This window comes from Geobacillus genomosp. 3, assembly GCF_000445995.2.
In the GTDB taxonomy this organism is placed as follows: domain Bacteria; phylum Bacillota; class Bacilli; order Bacillales; family Anoxybacillaceae; genus Geobacillus.
Genome location: NC_022080.4, coordinates 928,011 through 951,015 on the forward strand (window position 1 = coordinate 928,011; position 23,005 = coordinate 951,015).

Sequence of the window (23,005 nt, forward strand, 5' to 3'; positions counted from 1 at the left end):
GGGGGAAACGAAATGAGCGAAAAACGGGCTTTGCCCCTTTATCCGGAGCATGTGTCGTTTCATATCGACATTCCGGACAAAACGGTATGCGATGTACTTTATGAGCGGGCGGCGCAATTCGGCAGCCAGCCGGCGCTGACGTTTTACGGCAAAACGATGACGTATGCCGAACTCGCCGCGGCGGTCAATCGCTTTGCCTCAAGCCTGCAGGCGCGCGGCGTGCAAAAAGGCGACCGCGTCGCGATTATGCTGCCGAACTGCCCGCAATATGTCATCGCCTATTACGGCATTTTGCAGGCGGGCGCGATCGTCACACAAGTGAACCCGATGCTTGTTGAGCGCGAACTTGCCTATTTGCTCAAAGACTCCGGCGCCGAGACGATCGTCATGTATGAACCGCTTTACCCGCGCCTTGCCGCAGTCAGAAGCGAGACAGCCGTCAAGCAGGCGGTCACTGTCAGCTTCGGGGCGCCGCCGTCCACGGCGCTGGCGGCTGGAGATGTCACATTGGATGAGTTTCTCGCCGAAGGAAGCGGAGCGGTGCGCCCGGTGCCGATTCAACCTGCTCATGACATCGCCGTGCTGCAATACACCGGTGGGACGACAGGGCGCTCAAAAGGGGCGATGCTCACTCACCGCAACATTTTGGCTAACGTCTTGCAATGCGCCGAGTTTTTCAAAGGGACGTTTGAGCTCGGAAAAGAGCGGTATTTAACGGTGATTCCGTTGTTTCATGTGTTCGCCATGACATCCGGCATGAATTTGGCCATTTACCAAGGAGCGGAAAATATTTTGCTGCCGCGCTTTGAGCTGAAAGAAGTGCTCGAGACGATCCGCGACAAACAGCCGACTGTGTTTCCGGGCGTGCCGACGATGTACGTTGCCATTACAAATACGCCGGGTGTCGAACAGTACGGCATCAGCAGCATCAAAACGTGCAATAGCGGCAGCGCGCCGATGCCGCTTGAATTGATGCGCGATTTTGAGTCGAAAACAGGGGCGGTCGTCCTTGAAGGGTACGGCTTGTCCGAAGCATCGCCGGTAACGCACTGCAATCCGCCGTTTGCCACGCGTAAGCCGGGGACAGTCGGCATCGGCATGCCGCTCACCGAATACAAGGTCGTCGACGTGGCGACCGGCACACAGGAATTGCCACCGGGTGAAGTCGGTGAGCTCATCATCCGCGGGCCGCAAGTAATGAAGGGCTACTGGAACATGCCGGAAGAAACGGCGGCAGCGCTGCGCGACGGCTGGCTGTATACCGGGGATTTGGCCACGATTGATGAGGAAGGGTATGTGACGATCATCGACCGGAAAAAAGACATGATCATCGCCGGCGGGTACAACGTTTATCCGCGCGACATCGAGGAAGTGCTGTATGAACATCCGGCGGTGAAAGAAGCGGTGGCGATCGGCGTGCCCGATCCGTACCGGGGCGAAACGGTGAAGGCCATCATCGTCTTAAAAGACGGGCAAGAGGTGGGGGAAGACGATATTCTCGCTCATTGCCGCCAAAACTTAGCGGCGTATAAAGTGCCGCGTATCATCGAGTTTCGCACCGAACTGCCGAAAACAAACGTCGGCAAAATTTTGCGCCGCGCTTTGCGCGAGGAGGCGTCCCGCCCGCAATGATAGAGGCGGCTTGCGGCCAAGTCCCGAGCAGACTTGGCCGTTTTATGGTACAATAGCTGGCAGTGACTACATGTAAGGCAAGAGGTGGGAAGGCATGAGGGAAAAAATTATCGCTGCCAGTGTCGAACTATTTGAACAAAACGGATTTAGCGAAACGTCGATTCAAGATATCGTCGATGCTCTTGGGGTGACGAAAGGGACGTTTTACTACTATTTCAAAAGCAAAGAAGAGCTGCTCATGGACATTCACCTTCGCTACATTGAAGGATTGCTTAGCGAACAGGCGCGCATTATGAATGATGAACAGCGGTCAGTGCGGGAAAAGCTGTACGCCATCGTTTATATGCTCATTCACAACGTCGACCGGCAAGGGAGGCAGGCGCGCATTTTTTTCCGTGAAATGAAACATTTGAGCGAGGAACATTTGCAAAAGGTGAAAGAAAAGCGTGACTTGTTCCGCTATCAGTTGCAAGCGTTAATTGAAGAAGGGATGAAAAGCGGCGAGCTGCGCCGCGATTTGTCGCCATCGATTGTCACCCTCACTGTACTCGGGGCGGCCAATTGGAGCTATCATTGGTTTCGACCGGATGGTGAGCTGACCGATGCCGAAGTGGCTGAACAAATGGTGACCATTTTGCTTGACGGGATGAGTGGGTTGCGCGTCTCATAGATCAGGCTAAACGCGTTTACAAAGGGGGAGAGGGAGATGACTGCCATCATTCCGGTGCGCAAAGGGGAGGAATTGCCGGCTGAAAAGCTGGGGCAATTTTTACGCACGGTGTTGCCGGATATGCCGGACGGGGAGCTTAAGATTCAGCAGTTTTCGGCCGGACGGTCAAATTTGACGTATTTGCTTCGCTGCGGGGAGTGGGAGGTGGTGCTGCGCCGCCCGCCGTTTGGCCCGGTGCCGCCAAAAGCGCACGATATGAAGCGGGAGAGCACGTGGCTTGCCGAGATTCATCCGCTCTTCCCGCTGGCGCCAAAGCCGTTTTATTTTTGTGAAGATGAGTCTGTGATCGGCAGCCCGTTTTTCGTCATGGAACGGCGTCATGGTGTTGTGATTGATAGTGATTTTCCAGACGACATCGACCCGACGGAAGACATCTGCCGCGGCATTTCCGAGACGATGGTCGAAACGCTTGTGCAAATTCATCAAATTGACTATACGAAAACGCAACTTGCTCAAATGGTGAAGCCGGAAGGGTTTATGGAGCGGCAGGTGCATGGCTGGATTCAACGCTACGAACGGGCGAAAACAGATGATGTTCCAGCGGCCGAGGCGCTCATGAAATGGCTGGCTTCCCATATTCCAACGCAGCGTGAGGCGACGGTCATCCATTATGATTTTAAGCTTAATAACGCCTTGTTTGCTGAAGGCGATGTAACAAAAATGGTCGGTTTGTTCGATTGGGAAATGTCGACCGTTGGCGATCCGCTTGCCGATTTGGCGGTGGCGATGAGTTACTGGATAGAGGAAGACGATCCGCCGCTTGTCAAACACGGTTTCGGGCGCACACCGGTCACCGTCCGCCCCGGCTTTTACACGCGTGAACAGTTTATTGCCGCCTATGCGAAAAAAAGCGGCCGCGACGTTTCCGATATGCATGTGTATTTAACGTTTGCTTACTTTAAATTGGCCGTCATCTGCCAACAAATTTATTACCGCTATCGCCGCGGCCAGACGAACGACGAGCGGTTTCGCCATTTCAACCAGTTTGTCGAGGCGCTCATCGAACATGCGTGGCAGTTGGCGACAGGGCGGTGAAGAAGCATGATCACAAAAGTACATGTTGTACTGCGCAAAGAAGATATTGATGAAACCGCGCTCGCTGACGACAAAGTGGCCGTTGTGTTCGATATTTTGCTCGCTACATCATCGATTACCGCGGCGTTGGCGGCGGGCGCCCGCTCCGTCATTCCGGTGTACAACGCCGCCGAAGCGGAACAAGTCGGACGCCGGTTGCCTGATGGGAGCTATGAACTTGTCGGGGAAAGCGAAGGGCGGACGATTGACGGTTTCTACCCACCGACGCCGCTGTTTTTGCAAACGGTTTGCCCGGGGAAAACGGTTGTCTTATCGACGACAAACGGCACCGTGGCGCTTCGCAAGGCAATGGCGGCCCGCGCGGTCTATGCGGCGAGCTTGCTGAACAGCCCGGCGGTCAGCGAACAGATCAGCCGTTCGCATAAAGAAGAGACGGTTATCGCCATTTGCGCCGGTTCATCCGGACGTTTTTGCCTGGAGGACTTTTATGGCGCCGGATATTTTGTCCATTGTCTAGTCGAGCGGGGGATCGCCGCGGCGGAGCTGTCCGACAGCGCGATGGCTGCTTGGCTGTTTTACCGGCAATACGCAGGCGAGGAAAAGGCAAAAGACGTGTTGTCCGCTTCGCGCGTCGGACGTTGGATGGCGGCTTACGGCCTCGAAAAGGAGATCGACTACATCAATCGGCACGGAGCGCTTTCCGTCATTCCGAAGCTCGAGCCCGGGGCGTTGGCGGCGGAAGTGCGCGATATCGTGCAAATGAAGATGACGAAAGAGGGGAATGAGCGGTGAAAATCGTGCAATTTGCCGAGTACGGCGGCCCGGACGTGCTGCAAGTAAAAGAGGTCGAGCGCCCATTGCCATCGGGACGGCAAGTGGTGATTGAGGCTGAAGCGATCGGTGTGAACTATGCCGATACGGCGAGACGGGAAGGACGCTACGTTGTGCCGACGCCGCTTCCGTTCGTGCCCGGCACCGAAGTAGCCGGCATCGTCCGCGAAGTCGGCCCGGATGTGGAAGCCGTCCGCCCGGGGCAGCGGGTTGTCGCATTGATTGAATCAGGCGGTTATGCCGAGTTTGTGGCGGTTGACGAACGCGCGGTCGTGCCGCTGCCGGATGGGTTGGACGTCCGCCGGGCAGCGGCGCTGCCCGTGCAAGGGTTAAGCGCCTATCATATTTTGACGACGATGGGCCGTCTTGAAGAAGGGGAAACGGTGCTCGTCCATGCGGCAGCCGGCGGCGTCGGTACGCTTGCCGTGCAGCTGGCGAAGCGGTTCGGGGCGAAAACGGTGATCGCCACCGCGAGCACGGAGGAAAAGCGGGCGTTGGCCGCGCGGCTTGGCGCTGACGTCACGATCGATTATACAAAAGACGGTTGGGCGGCGGAAGTGATGGAGACAACGAGCGGACGCGGCGTCGATGTCGCCTTGGAAATGGCGGGCGGTGACGTGTTTCACGAAACGCTTGACTGCCTTGCTCCGTTCGGCCGCTTGGTTGTATACGGGTCGGCGAGCGGGGAGATGACGCGCCTCAATCCGGTCCGTTTGATGGCGAAAAACTGGTCGGTCGTTGGCTTTTTCTTGCCGCAAGTCATGCGAAAACGGGCGCTATATGAACAAAGCCTGCGCGATCTGCTCGCCTGGGTGCAGGACGGAAGCCTCGAGTTGACCATCGGGGGCGTCTATCCGCTCGAGCAGGCCGCCGAGGCGCACCGCCTGCTGCAAGGGCGAAAAACGAGCGGCAAACTGCTGCTTGTGCCTTAAGAAAATGAAAAAAGGTGTCCCAAAAAGAAAACGGGGCACCTTTTCTCATGACATATATAGGAAAACATCCCAGTTAGGCAGGGGGAGCATGCGATATCCCATCGAAAAGGAAACGACATCTTTTTCGTTTTACCGGCTGTTTCTCCGTACTTGAATGTAATGTTCGAGCCGGTCGAGGCCTTCTTTGAGCACATCGAGCGAATAGGCGTATGACAGACGGACATAGCCTTCGCCGTATTCCGAAAAGGCGCTGCCAGGGACGAGGGCAACACCGGCTTTTTCGACAACATCAAGGGCAAAATCAAAAGACGGCATGCCAAAGGCGGCGATGGACGGAAACAAATAAAACGCCCCGTCCGGTTTTTCGACCGGCAGCCCCATCGCGGTGAGGCGGCCGTAAGCGTACTCAAGCCGTTCGGCGTAAGCCGCACGCATCGCCTCAGCATCGTGCTTGCCGGCGGTCAGCGCCTCAACAGCCGCTTTTTGGCTGATCGACGAGGTGCAGGAAACGCTATACTGGTGCACTTTCACCATTTGTTCAATGACAAACAGTGGAGCGAAGACCAATCCGATGCGCCAGCCGGTCATCGAGTGCGACTTGCTTAGGCCGTTGATGACAATCGTCTGCTCCGGCAGCCATTCGGCGATCGAGCGATGGCGGCCGCGATAGACGAGCTCGCTGTAAATTTCATCGGACACAATCCAAATCGGCCGCCCTTTCATGAGCGCCGCGATCTCTTCAAGCGCTTCGGCCGGCAGCGTCGTTCCGGTCGGGTTGGACGGATACGGAAGGACGAGGCAGCGCGTCCTGTCGGTGATGTAAGGCGCGATCAGCTCGGCTGACAGACGAAAGCCGTTTTGCCTTGTATCGATGTACACCGGTTTTGCTCCGCACAGGCGGATGAGCGGCTCATAGCCGGGGTAGACCGGCGCGGGAAGAAGCACTTCTGTTCCTTCCTCCAAAATAGTGCGAAACGTAATATCGAGCGCCTGGCTGGCGCCGACGGTGGCGATCACTTCCTCCGGGCGGTAGTGAAGCCCGTATTTGTCCGCGACAAATTGGCAGGCCGCCGCGCGCAGCTCAAGCAGGCCGGCGTTCGCCGTATACGTTGTAAAGTCGGCGGCGATCGCTTCTTGGGCGGCTGCTTTTACATGATCAGGCGTCGGAAAATCGGGCTGGCCGATCGTCAAGGAAACTAACCCCGGCCGGCCGGCGACAAGGTTGAAAAATTGGCGGATGCCTGATAATTGAATGGCTTGAACGCGTGGCTGAATGAGGTGTTTCACAGGTTGTCCACCTTTCCGTTTTTTCCTCTATTGTACCATTGCGGCTGAAAAACGGAAAAACAAAAATGAGCCCCTTTCCGTTCGGATCGTTTCCGCAGACGGAAATGGGGCTCATCCTGTCATGGACGATTCACACTCCAACCTCGTTCGCTCCTTTTACGCGCCGTATTTTTTCAACAGGTCGTTATATTGGGCGGAAAGTTTGAAAAACAGCGGCTTGTTGCCGGCAGCGAGCGCCTCGTCGATTTTTTCCATCAGTTTTTTTCTCTGAAACTGGAAGATCGCTTCTTTCAACACTTGTTCGGCCATTGGACCGTAACTGCTTTTTTCTTCCGGCTGGTTGAACAATACGGCGCCTTCATTCGGATACTGTTTTTCGTACATGATTGATTCCCTCCCGTATGGGAACGAAGGGGTTCCCTTTTTTATATTATCGTTGTTTTTGGTGAAAATGTAAAGAAAATTTAGATAAATATTTTTTGTTATTTTTTTCTCTACATGATTTCTATACCCTTTTTTTGTTGGGGTGTAACAGCTTTTCGGTTATGATAAGAAGAGAAAAAATGGCAAGGTGAGATGGCGATGATCCGCACGTGTGTCGTAACGAAAGAGTTTGAGGTTATGGATAATGTTGATTTAGCGTTCGTCAACAGCCCGGACGTTTCATGGTATTGGGTCGATTTTCACGAGCCGACAGACGAGGAGGCGGACTTGCTCGCCTCGTTTTTCCGTTTTCACCCGCTTGCGATTGAGGACTGTTTAGAATATGTGCAGCGGCCAAAGCTCGACTTTTATGACCGCTACTTATTTGTCGTCCTTCATGCGATAGCGGGGGCAACGCTCGAAGCGGAGGAAATTGACTTGTTTGTCGGACAAAACTTTATTGTTTCGTTTCATAAGTCAGCGGTTCACGCGGTCGATGACGTATGGGAACGGCTGAAGCGCGAGCAGGACGTGCAGCAGGGGCCGTTTCATGTCATGTATCGGCTGATCGACAAGCTCGTCGATGATTACTTTCCGCCGCTGTACCATATTGAAGATGTGTTGAACGATTTAGAGGAAAATACAAACAATGAGCCGATCCACGACATTATTGAAAAAGTGTTTGATATTCGCGGTGATTTATCGAAATTGCGCCGGACGATTGTGCCGATGCGCGATTTGCTGTACCGCATCATCCACTCCGACCGGCTGCAACGCATGAAAGAGCGGCAGCTGTATTTTCATGATATTTACGATCATTTATTGAAGCTGTCAGAAATGATCGAGACGAATCGGGAAATTACCGCCGATATTCGCGACAGCTATTTGTCGCTCAACTCCAACCGAATGAACAACATTATGATGACGTTTACGGCCATTACGACGATTTTTATGCCGCTCACGTTTATTGCCGGCATTTACGGGATGAACTTTGACTATATGCCCGAACTGCGCTGGAAATATGGATACTTCGCTGTACTGGCCGTCATGGCAGCCATTGGCATGACAATGTTTGTTTGGTTTAAGCGCAACGGTTGGTTCCAACTGTTGAAAGGCGACTGGGCGAAAGAGGAGCGGGAGCGCCGCCAGTAGCCGTATAAAACAAGCAGTCCCCCTCATATACATAACTATGGCAACGTGACCGCGAAGGAGGGGGAAGAATGGTAAGAGGTGTTTGGGGCGTTGATTCGGCGCAAATCGTAACGGACCAACTGTTTCAATGCGTACGGACAGAGCACGGCTACCCGAAGTTTTGGGGCCGCTATTTGGTGGAAGTGCCGAACGTGTCAGAAGGGCTGACGCGGGACGAGATCACCCGCATCCGCAACTATGGCGTCAAAGTGCTGCCCATCTACAATGCCTTTCGTGAGGCAACCGGCTATGCGAGCGGGCAGGTGGCAGCACGCAATGCGGTGTTCCATGCGCGGCGGCTCGGCATCCCAAAAAATAAATTGCTGTTTGCTAATATCGAGGATTTTTTTGCCGTTGACGCGGCTTGGATCGCTGCTTGGGTGGAAACGCTCTATCCGACCGGGTATCGCCCGGGACTGTATGCCGATCCGACGAAAGGAGACTTCGCCGCCGCCTATTGCGAGGCAGTTGGGAGAAACAACCAAGTGGCGGTGCAGGCCGTCATTTGGAGCGCGGCCCCAAGGCCGGGAACGACGAAGGAACAAAAAGCGCCGCGCTACCAACCGGCCGCCCCGCCTTGTAGCGCGAACGTCTGGGCGTGGCAGTACGGGCGCGATGCGGATGTTTGTCCGGTTGATACGAATTTGGCGGACCGCCGCCTGCTTGACTTTTTATATTGAACAGCGCCGTTGCAGCAAGGCAACGGCCTTTTTATGACCTTGACCGGGAAGACTCCCCCTTTTGAGTGAAGCGAAAGTTGAGACGGGGAAACAGTGACCTACTTCAGCAAACAGCAAAGGGAACGTGGGGCCCTTGCTTTAACATATGGAAGTGAGTAAGGAGATCAGCATGTTTTTAGCCCGTGTCGACTATATTAATAATAGGAAAAAGAGAGTAAGCGCGGAGAACGGAAGCAGTTTAGAATTTTTTTGGTTGCAACTTAGGAACTATTTACCATGAAAGAAAGGGGGAGGGAAGTTGGATTCCTATGTCGTCCCGTTACTAGGCCGGATGAAAGAACAGTATGAACAATGGGAGACTTCGTCGCCGCTCGGCGGCGCGGAGTTGGCTCGATTTTTTGGTGCCATCGGCCGGGCGGCAGAAGCAATTGGCCGCGGCGATATCGCTGCGGAGGCGGAACGGATTCTCCGCCGGGTAAACAGGCAAAAGGAACGGAAATGGACGGCCGAGGAGGCGCTGGCGGAGATGTTTCCGCTTCTTTGCCGCTGCTATGAAGGAGGGGAAAGCCACTCTCCAATTGCTCCCTCCCTGCAGCGCCAAGGGCCGGAGGCCACCGTCCTTCTCTGTGGAAACGACCCGCTGTTTTTCGCCTATATCCGCGGGGCATTGCGGGCCGTACCATGGCGTTTCATCACACTTCCTTCTCTCGAACAGGCGAGCGCATCCATGTTTCGCCTCAACCCGGACTGCATCATCGTAGACATCGGGGAGGGCGATTTGCAAACTCCTCTTTTCGTTGCTCTGCTTGAGAACGATAGCCGTCCTTCTTACATTCCAATAGTGGTCGTTAGCGAGGATAGACGAAAAGCTGTCCATCTGAAATGTTATGAGCTTGGCGCCGACGATGTCATCGTGAAGCCGACTACAGCCGGCGAGCTGTTCATTCGTGTGCGCCGTCTCGTAGAAAAAAAGCAGAAAATGGATGAACTTGTGCTGATTGATGAGTTAACGGGCGTTTACAATCGTAAATATTTGCCGCGCGTGTATGACCGCCTGCGCAGTGATCTCGAGCGTTTCGGAGCGCCGAGCTGTTTGGCGCTGCTCGATTTGGATCATTTTAAGAAAGTTAACGACCAATTCGGCCACTTGGCGGGTGATGCAGTGCTAAAAAAGCTGGCTGCCTGTTTGCTTCAACATACGAGAGGAATGGATACGGTCGTTCGTTTCGGGGGGGAGGAGTTTGTTGTCTGGCTGGCCAAAACAACAAAAGGTGAGGCGCGCCGTGTGCTTAGGAGACTGCAGCGCCGGTTCGCCTCCGAAGAAGTTGAGGTTGATGGCGTACGTCTATCGTGCACGTTTTCCGCCGGTTTTGTTGAATGCGACGACCCGAATGAATCGCTTGACCATTGGCTAAAGCTGGCGGACAAAGCGCTGTACGCAGCCAAAAGGAACGGCGGCGACCGGATTGAAGAAGCCTGGAAGCCAACAATCTCCGCCAAGGACGGTCCGGACGGGAAACAATATCGTCCAGTGGACAAACAGCGGTGGTCTGTGGCCATTGTCGATGACGATGAACTGGCGCGGGCGGTCATCACCGATCTCGTTCGCAAGCTCGCCGCTGAGCAAGAGCGGGAAGTCGACGTTTACGAATTTGACGACGGGCTTTCCTTTCTCGAATCGCCGCTCTATCGAGACGGACGGCGCGCCGTCGTCATTTTGGATCGGGTCATGCCGAAAATGGACGGTCTTGAGGTGCTACACCATCTTCGCCGCCGGCAAACACCGCATAAAGTGATGATGCTGACGTCGCGTCAAGATGAGCGGGACATCGCGCATGCCATCGACAAAGGGGCGGATGAGTATGTAACAAAGCCGTTTAAATGGCTTGAGCTTGAAGCGCGGCTGCGCCGGTTGCTAAAGGAGCTCGATGAGTAATGGCACTCGTTTTCGCCACCGTGGCGGTCGCTGCCTTGTCGGTGGTGTTGGCCGGGGTATTCATTTATTTAATCGTACGCAAATGGCGGGAAAACCGGCGTGAGACCCAACTTCGCGCCTATAAGGAAGAGCATCGGCTCCCCCTGCTCCGCTATTTGCTCGGCGAGGAGGAGCCTTCGTTTCGTTTTTCGTCGCCGCTCGAGCGGGAAGCCGTGCTCCAACTGTTGGACAGTTTTGCTTCGCTGTTGAAAGGAAAACATGTGCAGGCGCGCATTCGCGCATTTGCCGAAGCACACTTTCAAGGTTGGCTGCGCCGTTGGTTGGCAAGTCGACACTGGGACGAACGGATGAATGCCCTGTTTTTTATCGAAGATTTGCAGATGGAAGCGATGCTCCCGGACATCGAACAACTATATCGCTCCGACCGGGTTACGCAAGGAGAGGTGGCGAAAATTTTGGTCATTTTCGCCAAATTTGATTATCGTCCGATAGTGACGTACGTATTTCAACCGAAATATGAATTGACACAATTTACATATCGAGTCATTTTCGGCCATATGAGCGAGCGGTTGCTTCAGCAAGTGAAAAAGCGGTTTGCCGAACTGCCGCCGGCGGGAAAATATGCGTTGATCGACATGATCGGCATCCGCCGCTGCCAAGAACGGCTGGTTTTGCAGCGGCTGTTGGCATCGAAACAATTGGAAATTCGCGTCCGTGCGCTCAAGGCGATGGCGGAAATCGGTGTGCCGCTTGGCGCACAACAGCTTGGACGCCACTTGCGCTCGCCGCACTGGCAAGAGAGATTGATGGCGGCCCGTCTTGCCGGGAAATGCCGGGAAGAAGAGCTGCTCCCGCTTTTGTACAGGCGGCTGGCGGATCGGTCCTTTGCTGTTCGTTCGGAGGCGGCAGCCGCCATCGCCCGTCTCCCGGGCGGCCGAGCTGTATTGCGCACAGCGGCTCGAAAAGCAGACGACCGCTATGCTCGCGATATGGCAAGGCAATGGCTCGGGAAGGAGGAGACATAGTGGGGTTATGGCAGGCACTTGTGTCGGTTATCGGGCAGGCTGTGCTCGTTTATATGACCGGTGTTGTCGTTTTTTACACATTTTTGCTCGCTGCTTCCTTTATTTATTTACGGCGCACCCGCCGGCTTGACGACTGGGAACCGTACGAGGAGCTGCTGGATGCCAGTTACGCGAAGCCGGTGTCTATTCTCGTCCCCGCCTATAATGAAGAAGCCGGCATTATCGGTTCGATTCGCTCGCTGCTCAGCATTGAATATCCGCAATATGAGGTGATCGTGATTAATGACGGTTCGACAGACCGAACGCTCGAGCGGTTGATTCAGCATTTCGGGCTTCGCCCCGTTTACCGTGTGATTCGTCACCAGCTGGCAGCAAAAGAAATCAAAACCATTTACCAGTCACCATCCTATCCACAGCTGCTCGTTCTTGATAAAGAAAACGGCGGAAAGGCAGATGCGTTAAACGCCGGGATTAACGCCGCCTGCTATCCATATATTTGTTCGATTGACGGCGATTCCGTGTTGGAGCGGCGTGCCTTTTTAAAAGTGATGAAGCCGATCATCGAGTCGGACGGGGACGTGATCGCTTCGGGGGGCAGCATCCGCATCGCCAATGGCTGCCGGATTGAGCGCGGTGACATCGTGAAGGTGGGGTTGTCACGGCGGCCGCTTGTCATTATGCAGACGATCGAATATTTACGCGCGTTTTTGCTCGGCCGTCTCGGCTTAAGCCGCCATAACTTGCTACTGATTGTTTCTGGGGCGTTTGGCGTCTTTTCCAAACAATGGGTGATTGAAGCAGGAGGATATGCGGATACGGCCGGTGAAGATATGGAGCTCGTCGTGCGCCTGCACCGGTTGGCGCGGGAAAAAAACGAGCCGAAAAAAATTATCTCACATTTCGCACCCTGAATAAAAATTCGAAATAAGCCAGGTTTGACCGAATAAAAATTAATTATTTTACAATTTTTGTATAAAAAATTATTTTTATGCGCATATTCGGGTTGTTTTTTGTATATTATGCAAAGGTTGCGAAATATGAGATGTATATCCCGGATCCGGTTTGCTGGACGGAGGCGCCGGAAACATATGGCGACTTGCGTAAACAGCGCCGACGCTGGCATCGCGGGCTGCTTGAAAGCTTATGGCGCCATCGGCCGCTGTTGTGGAACCCGAAATATGGTTCAATCGGCCTTCTTTCTTTTCCTTATTTTTGGTTCATTGAACTTCTAGGCCCTGTCGTTGAACTGGCCGGATATATCGTGATGGTTCTTTCGCTTTTTCTTGGAAGCATATACGTCGAGTTTGCTCTTCTTTTGTTGGCGGTTTCCGTTTTATATGGATCGCTTTTGTCCGCTGCCGCTGTGTTGTTTGAGGAATGGACCGAGCGGAAGTTCCCGAACGTCTCTGATTTTGTATGGCTCTTTTTCTTCGCGCTGACGGAAACGTTTTGGTATCGCCCGCTGACGGCGTGGTGGCGATGCGAGGGAATCATCGATGCCATCCGCCGTCAAAAACAATGGGGGAGCATAAAACGAAAAGGGGTATCCGTCTAAATCCTTCGTAACGGGCATCGCTGGGAAGACAGGCGAAGCGATGCTCACAAACTTGCCTCACTATGGGAGGATGGGGGATCTTTAATAAGCAGAGAGAGGGGACGGAGGCGCCGGAAACATCCTGGCGCCTTTGACCACTTGGTTATAGTGGGGAAAGAAACATAAGATGCGACAGAGTGTTTTCATTTTTGAGAAATGACGTTTTGAAGCTGCTGATTCCATTAAATCCTCCGCCTTTCGTAGCGGCCACCGAGCCGCTTGACCGCCGGCTTTGTCAATCGTTTCGGCTTTCGTTCTGTCGATTCCTCCATCCCGGTGTAGGCGATGAGAATCGCTTTTGCCTGTGATAACGGCATCCGGGCGGAAGGGTTTCGGTATGAGTCGCTGAGCGCGCCGAGGTGCGGGAGGGTGGCGAAATCTTGTTTCGTCGGGGGAATGTGGAAATAGTAGTCGCCGACGGCAACAAGCACGTCCGATTGCTGCTGGCTATATTTCGGATTGCGGGAAAAGTGGAGGCCGACTTTTTTCGCCTTGCCTTCTTCAAGGAGTTTTTCAATCGCTTTTTTCTTGAGAAGATAAAGAAACGAAGGGTTCAATGCCGTCTTCGCATGGCGGTTGACCGTAAAAATGGCCTTGGCGATATTGTCGACCGTCAACTGCAACGGTTTCATCGACATGTCTCCTTTTTTCTTTCTATTATAACATAGTTGTGGTCTGCTTGCCCCATTTCTAGCGATGAATCAGTGAAAAGAGCGTCAGCTCCGGCGGGGAGAAAAAGCGAAGCGGCACCCTTGTTGTGCCGAGACCGCGATTGACGTACAGCACCAGCCCGCCGACGCGGTAAAATCCTTCATAATACCGTTCGGACAGCGGCGGTGTAATGAGCGGACCGATAAACGGCAGCTGAATTTGTCCGCCATGGCTATGGCCGGACAGCTGAACATGAATCGGGTAGCGGCACGTCTCAACGGCGCCATCCGGTTCGTGAACGAGGGCGATCGTATAAGTTGCCGGCGGAATGCCGGCTATCATTTTCGCCCAATCGGGCCGGCCGAGCATCATATCGTCGCCGCCGGCCACCGCGATCGCCTGTCTCCCGCGGCGGACGAGCACATGCTCGTTGACAAGGACGCGAAATCCTGCCCGCTCCATCAGCCGGCGATAAATGTCAGTCCCGTAGCCACCATGGTCATGATTTCCATAAACGCTAAATTTCCCAAGCGGAGCGCGGATGCCGGCCAACGCCTCTGCGACCGCTTCAGTGTCCGGGTATCGGTTCGCTTCATGAAGCAAATCGCCAGTAAAGACAACGAGATCGGGTCGCAGCTCATTGATGTGGGCGATGATGCGATAAAATCGTTCCAAGCTGTAATAATGGCCGAGGTGGAGGTCGCTGAACTGCAGCAGTTTCACGCCGTTAAACGCCTTCGGGATGAGCGGATGTGACAGCGTATGGTGCGTCACCGTCAAGTGCGAAGGCTCAATCCAGCGGGCGTAGCCGTAAGCGAATGATGTTGCCAGCGCCGTGACGAATCCGGTGCGTGTCAGCTTTTTCAAAAACGTACGTCGGGTCATTTTGGCCGTTTCAATCCGGTGCATCGTTCCGCCGTCCTTTCACAAGTAGCTTTATTATAACGAAAACCGGCAGGAAAGAACAATAGGAGAAAAATAATAGTGCCAAATGAGAAAGGCCCTCATTCTCAAGAAGACGGAAAGATGGACAAGGGACCGTTGAATTTTGTTTTTCGAAAAAATCAGTCATTTCTATTGAAAAGATGGAGGATTTGCCCTATGCTAGAAAAAAGAAAGAAAGAAGCCAACGTATGAATAGGATGAATGAATCATCAGTCATAGGGGGAGAGAGAATGAACGGGAAAATAATTATTGTTACCGGCGGGTCGAGTGGAATGGGAAAATATATGGCGAAGCGGTTTGTTGCTGAAGGAGCGAACGTCGTCATTACCGGGCGGCGAGCTGAGGCGCTCGAAGAGGCAAAACGGGAAATGGCCGTGCCGGACGGCGGACGGGTGCTCACCGTTCCGATGGATGTGCGCGATCCGGAGCAAGTCGCTGAGATGGTCAAAAGGGCTGATGCCGAGTTTGGCCGCATCGATGCCCTTGTCAACAATGCGGCCGGTAATTTTATTTGCCCGGCGGAAAAACTTTCGGTCAACGGTTGGAACAGCGTCATTAACATCGTATTAAACGGCACGTTTTATTGCAGCCGCGAAGTCGGCAACTATTGGATTCAGCGCGGCTTGAAGGGGAATATCGTTAACATCATTGCCACATACGCCTGGCATGCCGGCGCAGGAGTGATTCATTCGGCAAGCGCCAAGGCGGGAGTGTTGGCGATGACGCGCACACTGGCGGTCGAGTGGGGGAAAAAGTATGGATTCCGCGTCAATGCCATCGCCCCGGGGCCGATCGAGCGGACGGGCGGGGCCGAGCGGCTTTGGGAATCGGAGGAGGCAGAACGGATGACGATCGAAAGCGTGCCGCTCGGACGGCTTGGAACGCCGGAAGAGATTGCAGCGGTCGCCGCCTTTTTGCTTTCGGATGAAGCCGCCTACATCAACGGCGCCTGCATCGCGGTCGACGGCGGGCAATGGCTGAACCGGCGCCCGTTTTAGTCGAATTCCACCCGAACATCAGCAAGCTGTAAGGCGCGTGTGGCAGCAATATATCGGCCAACGGCGTCAGCAGGCGTTTTTTACTTTACATATGCGAAACGGCAGCTGCTGCCTAAGCGGATTCCCTATCGTTAGGGGCCGCTTTTTTTCGTGCCGGGAAAGGTTGGGCAATATGGTATAATAAAGGCAAAGATGGTCGACAAGAATGAGGTGAGCATGATGGATGCATTAGACGTTATGACCAACTTGTCGCAAGCGATCCCCCACTATCAACCGATTTTTAGCGCCGATGAGCATGGCGTCGTCGGGTATGAAGTGCTTGGACGCTTTCAAACGGAAGCGGGGCCGGTCAGCCTCGGGCCGTTTTTTCATGACGAAACAATCCCGGAAGAGTTTCGCATTGAAGTGGATGATGTCATCACCAAAAAGGCGCTTGATTATTTTCTCACGCTGCCCGATCAGACGCTGCTCATCTTTATAAATCGTGATGCCAATTTGTTAATGCTTGACCGCGGCGAATCGTTTTTACAGTTGCTCCTTTCCTATGAAGCGAAAGGATTGGCGCTTAGCCGTATTGTATTGGAAATTAACGAGCAGCATTTTAAAGGCGATTTGGATCAGCTCAGCCATTTACTGACGTATATCCGTACGTATGGCATTAAGGTGGCGGTTGACAACATCGCGGAACATAGCATTCATCTCGAGCGGATCGGCGTTTTGTCACCCGACATTTTAAAAATCGATTTGCACGAATTGCGAAAAACGTCTGTCCACCAAGCTTATCAAGAAATTGTTCATTCCATTTCGCTGTTGGCCCGCAAAATCGGGGCAACGCTTCTGTATGAGGACATTGAAACGTCATTTCAGCTCCAGTACGCCTGGCGGCATGGCGGCCGCTACTACCAAGGGTATTATTTGGCGAAGCCGGCGCCGGAAGTCGTGCCGCGCGATTTGTTGAAAGAGTTGCTCCGCCAAGAATGTCATCGCTTCATCCAACAGGAAAAGAAAAAGCTCGAAACGCTGTATCAAATTTCTGAGCAGTTTCAGCAGCGGATTACGGCGCTGCTTGGCAAATACAAAAAAGCGGGTGACTTTAATGAGCTCATTTCACTGTTGGCCGGCGAGCTTGATGACGTCTGTTTCCGCATTTACGTCTGCGATGAAGACGGTTTCCAGCAGTCCGGCAATATGTTTAAGCGCGGTGGACGCTGGGAGTTGGAGCGGCAATATTTCATGAAAAATTGGAGCTGGCGCCCGTATTTTTTGGAAAACATCATCCGTATGCGTTCGCGCCGGAGAGGGATTTTATCGGATTTATATACAGACATTGAAACCGGGGAAACGATCCGGACGTATTCATATCCGATTGACGAGCGCCATTATTTGTTTATTGACTTGTCTTACAGCTATTTGTTTGAGCATGACGCTCATTATTGACCGTATAAAATCACCTCGTTGCGGCAAAGTAAACATGAGGTGAAACTTATGGCACAGCTCACTTTTGTGTTATCTGCCCTCTCTGTACTGATCGCGGTCATCGGGTTCGTCTATACGGTTCGCCTTGGTCGCCAACAGCGCTGGCAAGGGGAGCTTGACGGGCCGATTCCGAAAACGGTGCAAGAACATGCGTATATGCGCAACCCGATGTTGCTCGCTTACGTGCTTGCGGTTTTGCTCGCTATTTTTGCCATCGGTTATTTGGCACTGCGCTATTATTGAGAGAAAGGGCCATCCCGTTCGCATGGATGGCCTTTTTCGTTGTCCGCAAATAACGCTTTTTTCCACGACTTTTTCCCCTTGCTGCTGAATATATATGAAAGCGGAAGAGGCAAAGGGGGAATGGAGATGGCGAAGCGGCTGCCGCTCAAACTGTCGGGCGAGGAGGCGTCACTGTTGCTTGAGGTGATGTTCAGCCAGCAATATGCGCTCGAACTTGTCCGTTCTGAGCTGGCGGATATTGAAAACGGGGATAAAGAGGCTGATGAACAGAGATACCGGCAGCTTTTGCGTTTGTATGACCGGCTGTTGACAGAGGAAGGATAAAAACAAGGCATGATGCTATCGCTTGTAAAGAAGCGATAGTCTTTTTTATGATATCATACAGGTGGAGAGGAGAAGATGCATACAGAGAAAGGCGGAACGTATGGATGAGCTTATTTATGAATGATGAATGGGCGAACATGACTGTCAAGCCGTTTTTGATTCCAGCTGACAAGGTGGCGCACGTCCAGGTGGGCAATTATTTGGATCATGCGCTCCTTGTCCTCACAAAAACCGGCTATTCGGCGATCCCAGTGCTTGATACATCGTACAAGCTGCATGGGTTGATTGGCATGACGATGATTATGGACGCGATCTTAGGATTGGAGCGCATCGAATTTGAACGGCTTGAGACGATGAAAGTCGAAGAAGTGATGAACCGAAACATTCCGCGCTTGCGGCTTGACGACCGGCTTTGGAAAGCGGTGGGACTCATCGTCAACCATCCGTTCGTCTGTGTAGAAAACGATGATGGCTATTTTGAAGGAATTTTTACCCGGCGGGAAATTTTAAAGCGGCTGAATAAAGAATTGCGCAAACAAAAAGGAACGCCTAAGCCGTAGACGGGTGTGCCCGGGAATTTATGCTTGTCACGATCATCTTTGTTTTGCTACAGTAAAGAAGGAACGAACATGGACAAGGAGGAGCAATGGCCCATGAAAATGATGGATGCGAACGAAATCATCTCATTTATCCAAAACAGCAAAAAATCGACCCCGGTCAAAGTATACATAAAAGGGAACATGGAAGGCATTGACTTCGGCCCGGGCGCAAAAACGTTCATCGCTGGCAACGCCGGCGTCGTGTTTGGCGAATGGCAAGACATTCAAGCTGCAATCGAAGCGAATCAAGACAAAATCGAAGATTATGTCGTCGAAAATGACCGCCGCAATTCAGCCATTCCGCTTTTGGATTTAAAAGGAATCAAGGCGCGCATCGAGCCGGGCGCCATTATTCGCGACCATGTGGAAATCGGTGACAACGCCGTTATTATGATGGGAGCGGTCATTAACATCGGCGCCGTCGTCGGTGAAGGGACGATGATCGATATGAACGCCGTGCTCGGCGGCCGGGCGACGGTAGGGAAAAACTGCCATGTTGGCGCTGGTGCGGTGTTGGCCGGAGTGATTGAACCGCCATCGGCCAAGCCGGTGATCATTGAAGACGATGTGCTTATCGGCGCGAATGCCGTCATTTTGGAAGGCGTCACCGTCGGCAAAGGGGCGGTCGTCGCTGCCGGCGCGGTCGTCGTCGAAGACGTGCCGCCGTATACAGTCGTGGCCGGCATCCCGGCGCGCGTCATTAAGCAAATTGACGAACAAACGAGGGCGAAAACGGAAATGAAACAAGAACTTCGTCAATTATAATCACGCAAAAAAGCTGTCCGCCTACAGGGCAGCTTTTTTCCAATGGAGGAGAGAAGATGGAAGCGATCAGTCCATTTGTCGCCATTCGCCGGGATTTGCATAAAATTCCTGAGCTTGGGTTTCAAGAGTTTAAAACACAGCAATATTTGTTGAATTATATTCGATCCCTGCCGCAAGAGCGGCTTGACGTCCGAACATGGAAAACGGGCATTTTTGTCAAAGTGAAAGGAACATCGCCGCGAAAAACGATCGGCTATCGCGCCGATATCGATGGCTTGCCGATCGGTGAAGAAACCGACTTGCCATACCGCTCTGAGCATGAAGGGCAGATGCATGCGTGTGGCCATGACGTTCATATGAGCATCGCCCTTGGCGTGCTTGCCCATTTTGCCCGTAACCCGATCAAAGACGATTTGCTGTTTATTTTCCAGCCGGCGGAAGAAGGGCCGGGCGGGGCGAAACCGATGTTAAAAAGCGATATCATGCGCGAGTGGAGGCCGGATATGATCGTCGCCTTGCATATTGCCCCGGAATATCCGGTCGGCACGATTGCGACGAAAGAAGGACTACTGTTTGCCAATACGTCGGAGCTGTTTATCGATTTAAAAGGGAAAGGCGGCCATGCGGCTTTTCCCCATTTGGCGAATGATATGGTTGTTGCCGCCTGCACGCTCGTAACCCAGCTGCAGTCGATCGTCGCCCGTAACGTCGACCCGCTTGACAGTGCGGTGATTACAATCGGGAAAATTACCGGCGGGACAGTACAAAACGTCATCGCGGAACGCGCCCGGCTTGAAGGGACGATCCGGACGTTGTCGACCGCTGCGATGCAGGCGGTGAAGCGGCGGATTGAAGCGATCGTCCGGGGAGTGGAAGTGGCCTACGAATGCGAAGCGGCGATCGATTACGGCGCCATGTACCATGAAGTGTACAACGACCCGGCATTGACGGCGGAATTTATCCAATTTGCCGCCACTCGCTCCGATATGACCGTCATCCGTTGCAAAGAGGCGATGACGGGTGAGGATTTTGGTTATATGTTGGCGGAGATTCCCGGTTTTATGTTTTGGCTTGGCGTTGATTCGGCGTACGGGCTGCATCATGCGAAGCTGGCTCCGAATGAAGCAGCGATCGACCGGGCCATCGACTTTTTAATCAGCTATGTTTCGTGGAAAGGAAATATGGAATGAAGTATAGTTCCGCCTCTATTAAGGCACATTATGTGTGTGAGGAGGTGGAGTGTGATGGCGAAAATCGGTGTTGAGCAATCGCTGACCGATGTGCAGGAGGCGTTGAAGGAAAGAGGGTATGACGTTGTTCCGCTGCGCGGAGAACAAGATGCCAGAGGCTGCGATTGCTGCGTCATTACCGGCTTGGATCCAAACGTCGCCGGCATCCAAAACATTGTCACGTCCGGCCCGGTCATTGAAGCGAGCGGACTTACAGCAGAAGAAATTTGCCAAAAAGTTGAACAAAAGCTTCGGTAACGATTGTCGGGCTGTGTGCGCCAGCAGCCCGTTTTTTATGGGGCCGACAGCATAGGCAAACCTAATGGGAAGGTTGGGTCAACCAATAAGGAGGCAGCGGCCGTTCCTTCTCAAAACAGAAACAACGAAACGATGACGAACAGTCATTAGTGATAACCGTCGATCCAAAATAGGGGGAGTCGCCATGAATGACGTCGGTGATCGGTATGGCATCGCTATTTTTTCGCAATGGAGGGATTACATATGGCAGAGCGCTTAGTCGGGAAACAAGCGCCGCGTTTTGAAATGGAAGCCGTCCTGCCGAACGGAGAATTTGGCCGCGTCAGCCTTGAGGAAAACATGAAAAACGGCAAATGGACCGTGCTGTTTTTTTACCCGCTCGACTTTACGTTCGTTTGTCCGACAGAAATTACGGCCATCTCCGACCGTTATGATGAGTTCGAAGACTTAGATGCGGTCGTGATCGGCGCGTCGACCGACTCGGTTTACTCCCATAAGGCGTGGATGGACGTGCCGCGCGATCAAAACGGCATCGGCCAAATTAAATACCCGCTCGCCGCTGATCGGACGCAGCAAGTTTCGCGCGATTACGGCGTGCTTATCGAGGAAGAGGGCGTCGCGCTGCGCGGTTTGTTCATCATCGATCCGGAAGGCGAGCTGAAATATGCCGTCGTTCACCATAATAACATCGGCCGCGATGTTGATGAGATCTTGCGCGTGCTGCAAGCGCTGCAAACCGGCGGCCTCTGCCCGGCAAACTGGAAGCCGGGGCAAGCGACGTTGACGGTATAAGGAGATTCGCGTGAATCATAAAGAAAGGTCTAACGGGCGTTAGACCTTTCTTTTCCGATGGGGGGATGAAGCGTGAAACGGCGCGAACTAATGCCGGAGCTGACTGGGGCAATGGCCACGTTAAATGGGACAGTATCAAGGGATGAGTTGATCGGCGAAAAACCGGCGTTTATCCATTTTTGGTCGGTCAGCTGCCATTTGTGCAAAGAAGCGATGCCGCAAGTGAACGAATTCCGCGGCCGGTATAAAGACAAGCACAATGTCAGATCTGTTCATATGCCGCGCTCGGAACACGATTTGGACATTGGGCTTGTGAAAAAAACAGCTGAAGAGCACGGCATTATCCAGCCGATTTTAGTCAATAACGAGCATAAAATTACGTGTTTGATTCCGAAGGGAAGCTCCGCCATTTCCAAGCGGGCAGCAGCGGCATGAAAATGCTTGAAAAACGTGTCAATCGCGTGCTCGAAGAAACGGAAAAGGCGGAGCAGGCATAATGGGCGGTTGAAAAGGAGCGAAGCATTATTTTCGATCCTTTTCTTTTTTGCTACAATAAGGGGAAAAAGTGATGATTGACAAGAGATGGAGGAATCAACGGTGAAAAAGAAACAGTTTGCCGTCATCGGCCTCGGACGGTTTGGCGGCAGCATTTGCCGCACGTTGAGCGAACAAGGGATGGAAGTGCTCGCGATTGACATTGATGAAGACCGGGTGAATGAATTTGCGGCGATCGCTTCGCACGCTGTTGTCGGCGACACAACTGATGAAAATGTGCTGAAAAGCTTAGGTGTCCGCAACTTTGACCATGTCATTGTGGCGATCGGCGACAACATTCAGGCGAGCATTTTGACGACGCTCATTTTAAAAGAGCTCGGTGTCAACCATATCACCGTCAAGGCGACGAACGATTACCATGAAAAAGTGCTCAAAAAAATCGGCGCTGACCAGATCGTGCACCCGGAGCGGGATATGGGCGAGCGGATCGCCCATAATCTTATTTCAAACAACGTCTTGGACTATTTGGAGTTGTCGGACAAACATAGCATCGTCGAAATTGTGGCGAGTGAGCGGCTTGACGGCCATTCGCTTTTGGAGCTGGACATCCGCGCCCGTTACGGCATTAACATCGTCGCCATTAAGCGTGGGGCAAGCGTCATCGTCTCCCCGCTCGCCTCGGAAATCATCCGCAAAGGCGATGTGTTGGTCGTGATCGGTGCTGACAGTGACATCGACCGGTTTGAGGAAAAAGTCGTCGGCTAATGTGAAGAAACGAAGCCTCCGCCCTTGGGGTTCGCTCTAGCTTTGTTTTTGGCGGAAAGGGAAGTACCCGGCGCTTCACACTCACGGACGGCAGTGTTTACAAGTCGATTGTATAAAAAAGGGGGCCTTGTGAAAGGCTCCCTTTTTTGGAGGCGTTTATATCGGTACA

Annotated in this window: 23 protein-coding genes and 3 pseudogenes; 22 read left to right on the forward strand and 4 right to left on the reverse strand. The window is 53.1% G+C overall.

Translation table 11 applies throughout. From position 1 onward, the window contains the following. Positions 1–12: 12 nt before the first annotated feature. The 5 genes from M493_RS04760 (at position 13) to M493_RS04780 (ending at position 5,160) form a co-directional block, all read left to right on the forward strand. The gene (locus M493_RS04760; protein WP_020959154.1) at positions 13–1,632 is read left to right on the forward strand and encodes a long-chain-fatty-acid--CoA ligase; all 1,620 of its coding nucleotides are present in this window, start codon (positions 13–15) and stop codon (positions 1,630–1,632) included. Positions 1,633–1,726: 94 nt separating this feature from the next. Continuing rightward, the gene (locus M493_RS04765) at positions 1,727–2,302 is read left to right on the forward strand and encodes a TetR/AcrR family transcriptional regulator (RefSeq protein WP_020959155.1); all 576 of its coding nucleotides are present in this window, start codon (positions 1,727–1,729) and stop codon (positions 2,300–2,302) included. A gap of 36 nt (positions 2,303–2,338) precedes the next feature. Next, a complete protein-coding gene (locus tag M493_RS04770; protein WP_020959156.1) occupies positions 2,339–3,397 on the forward strand; it encodes a phosphotransferase family protein in 1,059 nt (352 codons plus the stop codon). 9 nt (positions 3,398–3,406) lie between these two features. Beyond that, positions 3,407–4,189 carry a 2-phosphosulfolactate phosphatase gene (locus M493_RS04775; RefSeq protein ID WP_200865286.1) on the forward strand — a complete coding sequence of 261 codons (783 nt, stop codon included), beginning with the start codon at positions 3,407–3,409 and terminating at the stop codon, positions 4,187–4,189. Then, positions 4,186–5,160, forward strand: a complete 975-nt coding sequence (locus M493_RS04780; protein WP_020959158.1) for a quinone oxidoreductase family protein — start codon at positions 4,186–4,188, stop codon at positions 5,158–5,160. Before M493_RS04775 ends, M493_RS04780 begins: the two co-directional genes overlap by 4 nt. A gap of 129 nt (positions 5,161–5,289) precedes the next feature. Here the strand turns inward: M493_RS04780 and M493_RS04785 are convergent, their stop codons facing one another. Together M493_RS04785 and M493_RS04790 are read right to left on the reverse strand one after the other, a co-directional pair. Then, the gene (locus tag M493_RS04785; RefSeq protein ID WP_020959159.1) at positions 5,290–6,447 is read right to left on the reverse strand and encodes an aminotransferase A; all 1,158 of its coding nucleotides are present in this window, start codon (positions 6,445–6,447) and stop codon (positions 5,290–5,292) included. 156 nt (positions 6,448–6,603) lie between these two features. Continuing rightward, entirely contained in the window at positions 6,604–6,831 is a 228-nt protein-coding gene (locus tag M493_RS04790; RefSeq protein ID WP_020959160.1) for an IDEAL domain-containing protein, read from the reverse strand. Positions 6,832–7,029: 198 nt separating this feature from the next. On the opposite strand from M493_RS04790, the gene corA reads away from it, so the two are divergent. The 6 genes and pseudogenes from corA to M493_RS04820 all read left to right on the forward strand — a co-directional run. Beyond that, complete coding sequence (gene corA, locus M493_RS04795; RefSeq protein WP_020959161.1) at positions 7,030–8,022, forward strand: magnesium/cobalt transporter CorA; 993 nt, start codon at positions 7,030–7,032, stop codon at positions 8,020–8,022. Positions 8,023–8,090: 68 nt separating this feature from the next. Further along, on the forward strand, positions 8,091–8,741 hold the full coding sequence (locus M493_RS04800) for a glycoside hydrolase domain-containing protein (RefSeq protein ID WP_020959162.1): 651 nt from the start codon (positions 8,091–8,093) through the stop codon (positions 8,739–8,741). Positions 8,742–9,039: 298 nt separating this feature from the next. Next, complete coding sequence (locus M493_RS04805; RefSeq protein WP_020959164.1) at positions 9,040–10,677, forward strand: diguanylate cyclase; 1,638 nt, start codon at positions 9,040–9,042, stop codon at positions 10,675–10,677. Next, positions 10,677–11,702, forward strand: coding sequence for a HEAT repeat domain-containing protein (locus M493_RS04810; RefSeq protein ID WP_020959165.1), 1,026 nt, complete (start codon positions 10,677–10,679; stop codon positions 11,700–11,702). The genes M493_RS04805 and M493_RS04810 overlap by 1 nt, the downstream gene beginning before the upstream one ends. A gap of 53 nt (positions 11,703–11,755) precedes the next feature. Next, positions 11,756–12,595, forward strand: a pseudogene (locus M493_RS04815) (glycosyltransferase family 2 protein); the annotation flags it as partial. Positions 12,596–12,747: 152 nt separating this feature from the next. Next, positions 12,748–13,257 (forward strand): annotated as a pseudogene (locus M493_RS04820) (glycosyltransferase); the annotation flags it as partial. A gap of 221 nt (positions 13,258–13,478) precedes the next feature. On the opposite strand, the gene M493_RS04825 reads toward M493_RS04820, so the two are convergent. Next, on the reverse strand, positions 13,479–13,928 hold the full coding sequence (locus M493_RS04825; RefSeq protein ID WP_020959166.1) for a YkyB family protein: 450 nt from the start codon (positions 13,926–13,928) through the stop codon (positions 13,479–13,481). Positions 13,929–13,986: 58 nt separating this feature from the next. Continuing rightward, positions 13,987–14,856: a metallophosphoesterase gene (locus tag M493_RS04830; protein ID WP_020959167.1), complete on the reverse strand. Its 870-nt coding sequence runs from the start codon at positions 14,854–14,856 to the stop codon at positions 13,987–13,989. 266 nt (positions 14,857–15,122) lie between these two features. Between M493_RS04830 and fadH the strand changes: the two genes are divergently transcribed. The 11 genes and pseudogenes from fadH to M493_RS04885 all read left to right on the forward strand — a co-directional run bounded on the left by fadH (position 15,123) and on the right by M493_RS04885 (position 22,836). Further along, complete coding sequence (gene fadH / locus M493_RS04835; RefSeq protein WP_020959168.1) at positions 15,123–15,890, forward strand: 2,4-dienoyl-CoA reductase; 768 nt, start codon at positions 15,123–15,125, stop codon at positions 15,888–15,890. A 219-nt stretch (positions 15,891–16,109) separates the two neighbouring features. Beyond that, complete coding sequence (locus M493_RS04840) at positions 16,110–17,327, forward strand: EAL-associated domain-containing protein (RefSeq protein WP_020959169.1); 1,218 nt, start codon at positions 16,110–16,112, stop codon at positions 17,325–17,327. 48 nt (positions 17,328–17,375) lie between these two features. Next, on the forward strand, positions 17,376–17,609 hold the full coding sequence (locus tag M493_RS04845) for a hypothetical protein (RefSeq protein ID WP_020959170.1): 234 nt from the start codon (positions 17,376–17,378) through the stop codon (positions 17,607–17,609). Positions 17,610–17,735: 126 nt separating this feature from the next. Continuing rightward, entirely contained in the window at positions 17,736–17,933 is a 198-nt protein-coding gene (gene abbA / locus M493_RS04850; RefSeq protein ID WP_020959171.1) for an antirepressor AbbA, read from the forward strand. A gap of 104 nt (positions 17,934–18,037) precedes the next feature. Continuing rightward, on the forward strand, positions 18,038–18,493 hold the full coding sequence (cbpB, locus tag M493_RS04855) for a cyclic-di-AMP-binding protein CbpB (RefSeq protein WP_020959172.1): 456 nt from the start codon (positions 18,038–18,040) through the stop codon (positions 18,491–18,493). 93 nt (positions 18,494–18,586) lie between these two features. Continuing rightward, positions 18,587–19,297 (forward strand): 2,3,4,5-tetrahydropyridine-2,6-dicarboxylate N-acetyltransferase, encoded by a 711-nt coding sequence (gene dapD, locus M493_RS04860; protein ID WP_020959173.1) that lies wholly within the window; start codon positions 18,587–18,589, stop codon positions 19,295–19,297. Between the two features lie 56 nt (positions 19,298–19,353). Beyond that, positions 19,354–20,487 carry an N-acetyldiaminopimelate deacetylase gene (locus M493_RS04865; RefSeq protein ID WP_020959174.1) on the forward strand — a complete coding sequence of 378 codons (1,134 nt, stop codon included), beginning with the start codon at positions 19,354–19,356 and terminating at the stop codon, positions 20,485–20,487. 54 nt (positions 20,488–20,541) lie between these two features. Beyond that, positions 20,542–20,784, forward strand: a complete 243-nt coding sequence (locus M493_RS04870; protein ID WP_020959175.1) for a YkuS family protein — start codon at positions 20,542–20,544, stop codon at positions 20,782–20,784. Positions 20,785–21,027: 243 nt separating this feature from the next. Continuing rightward, on the forward strand, positions 21,028–21,576 hold the full coding sequence (locus M493_RS04875) for a peroxiredoxin (protein ID WP_020959176.1): 549 nt from the start codon (positions 21,028–21,030) through the stop codon (positions 21,574–21,576). A 72-nt stretch (positions 21,577–21,648) separates the two neighbouring features. Then, positions 21,649–22,073: pseudogene (locus tag M493_RS04880) on the forward strand (TlpA family protein disulfide reductase). Between the two features lie 100 nt (positions 22,074–22,173). Beyond that, positions 22,174–22,836: a potassium channel family protein gene (locus M493_RS04885; protein ID WP_041267868.1), complete on the forward strand. Its 663-nt coding sequence runs from the start codon at positions 22,174–22,176 to the stop codon at positions 22,834–22,836. The last annotated feature ends 169 nt before the right edge of the window (positions 22,837–23,005 follow it).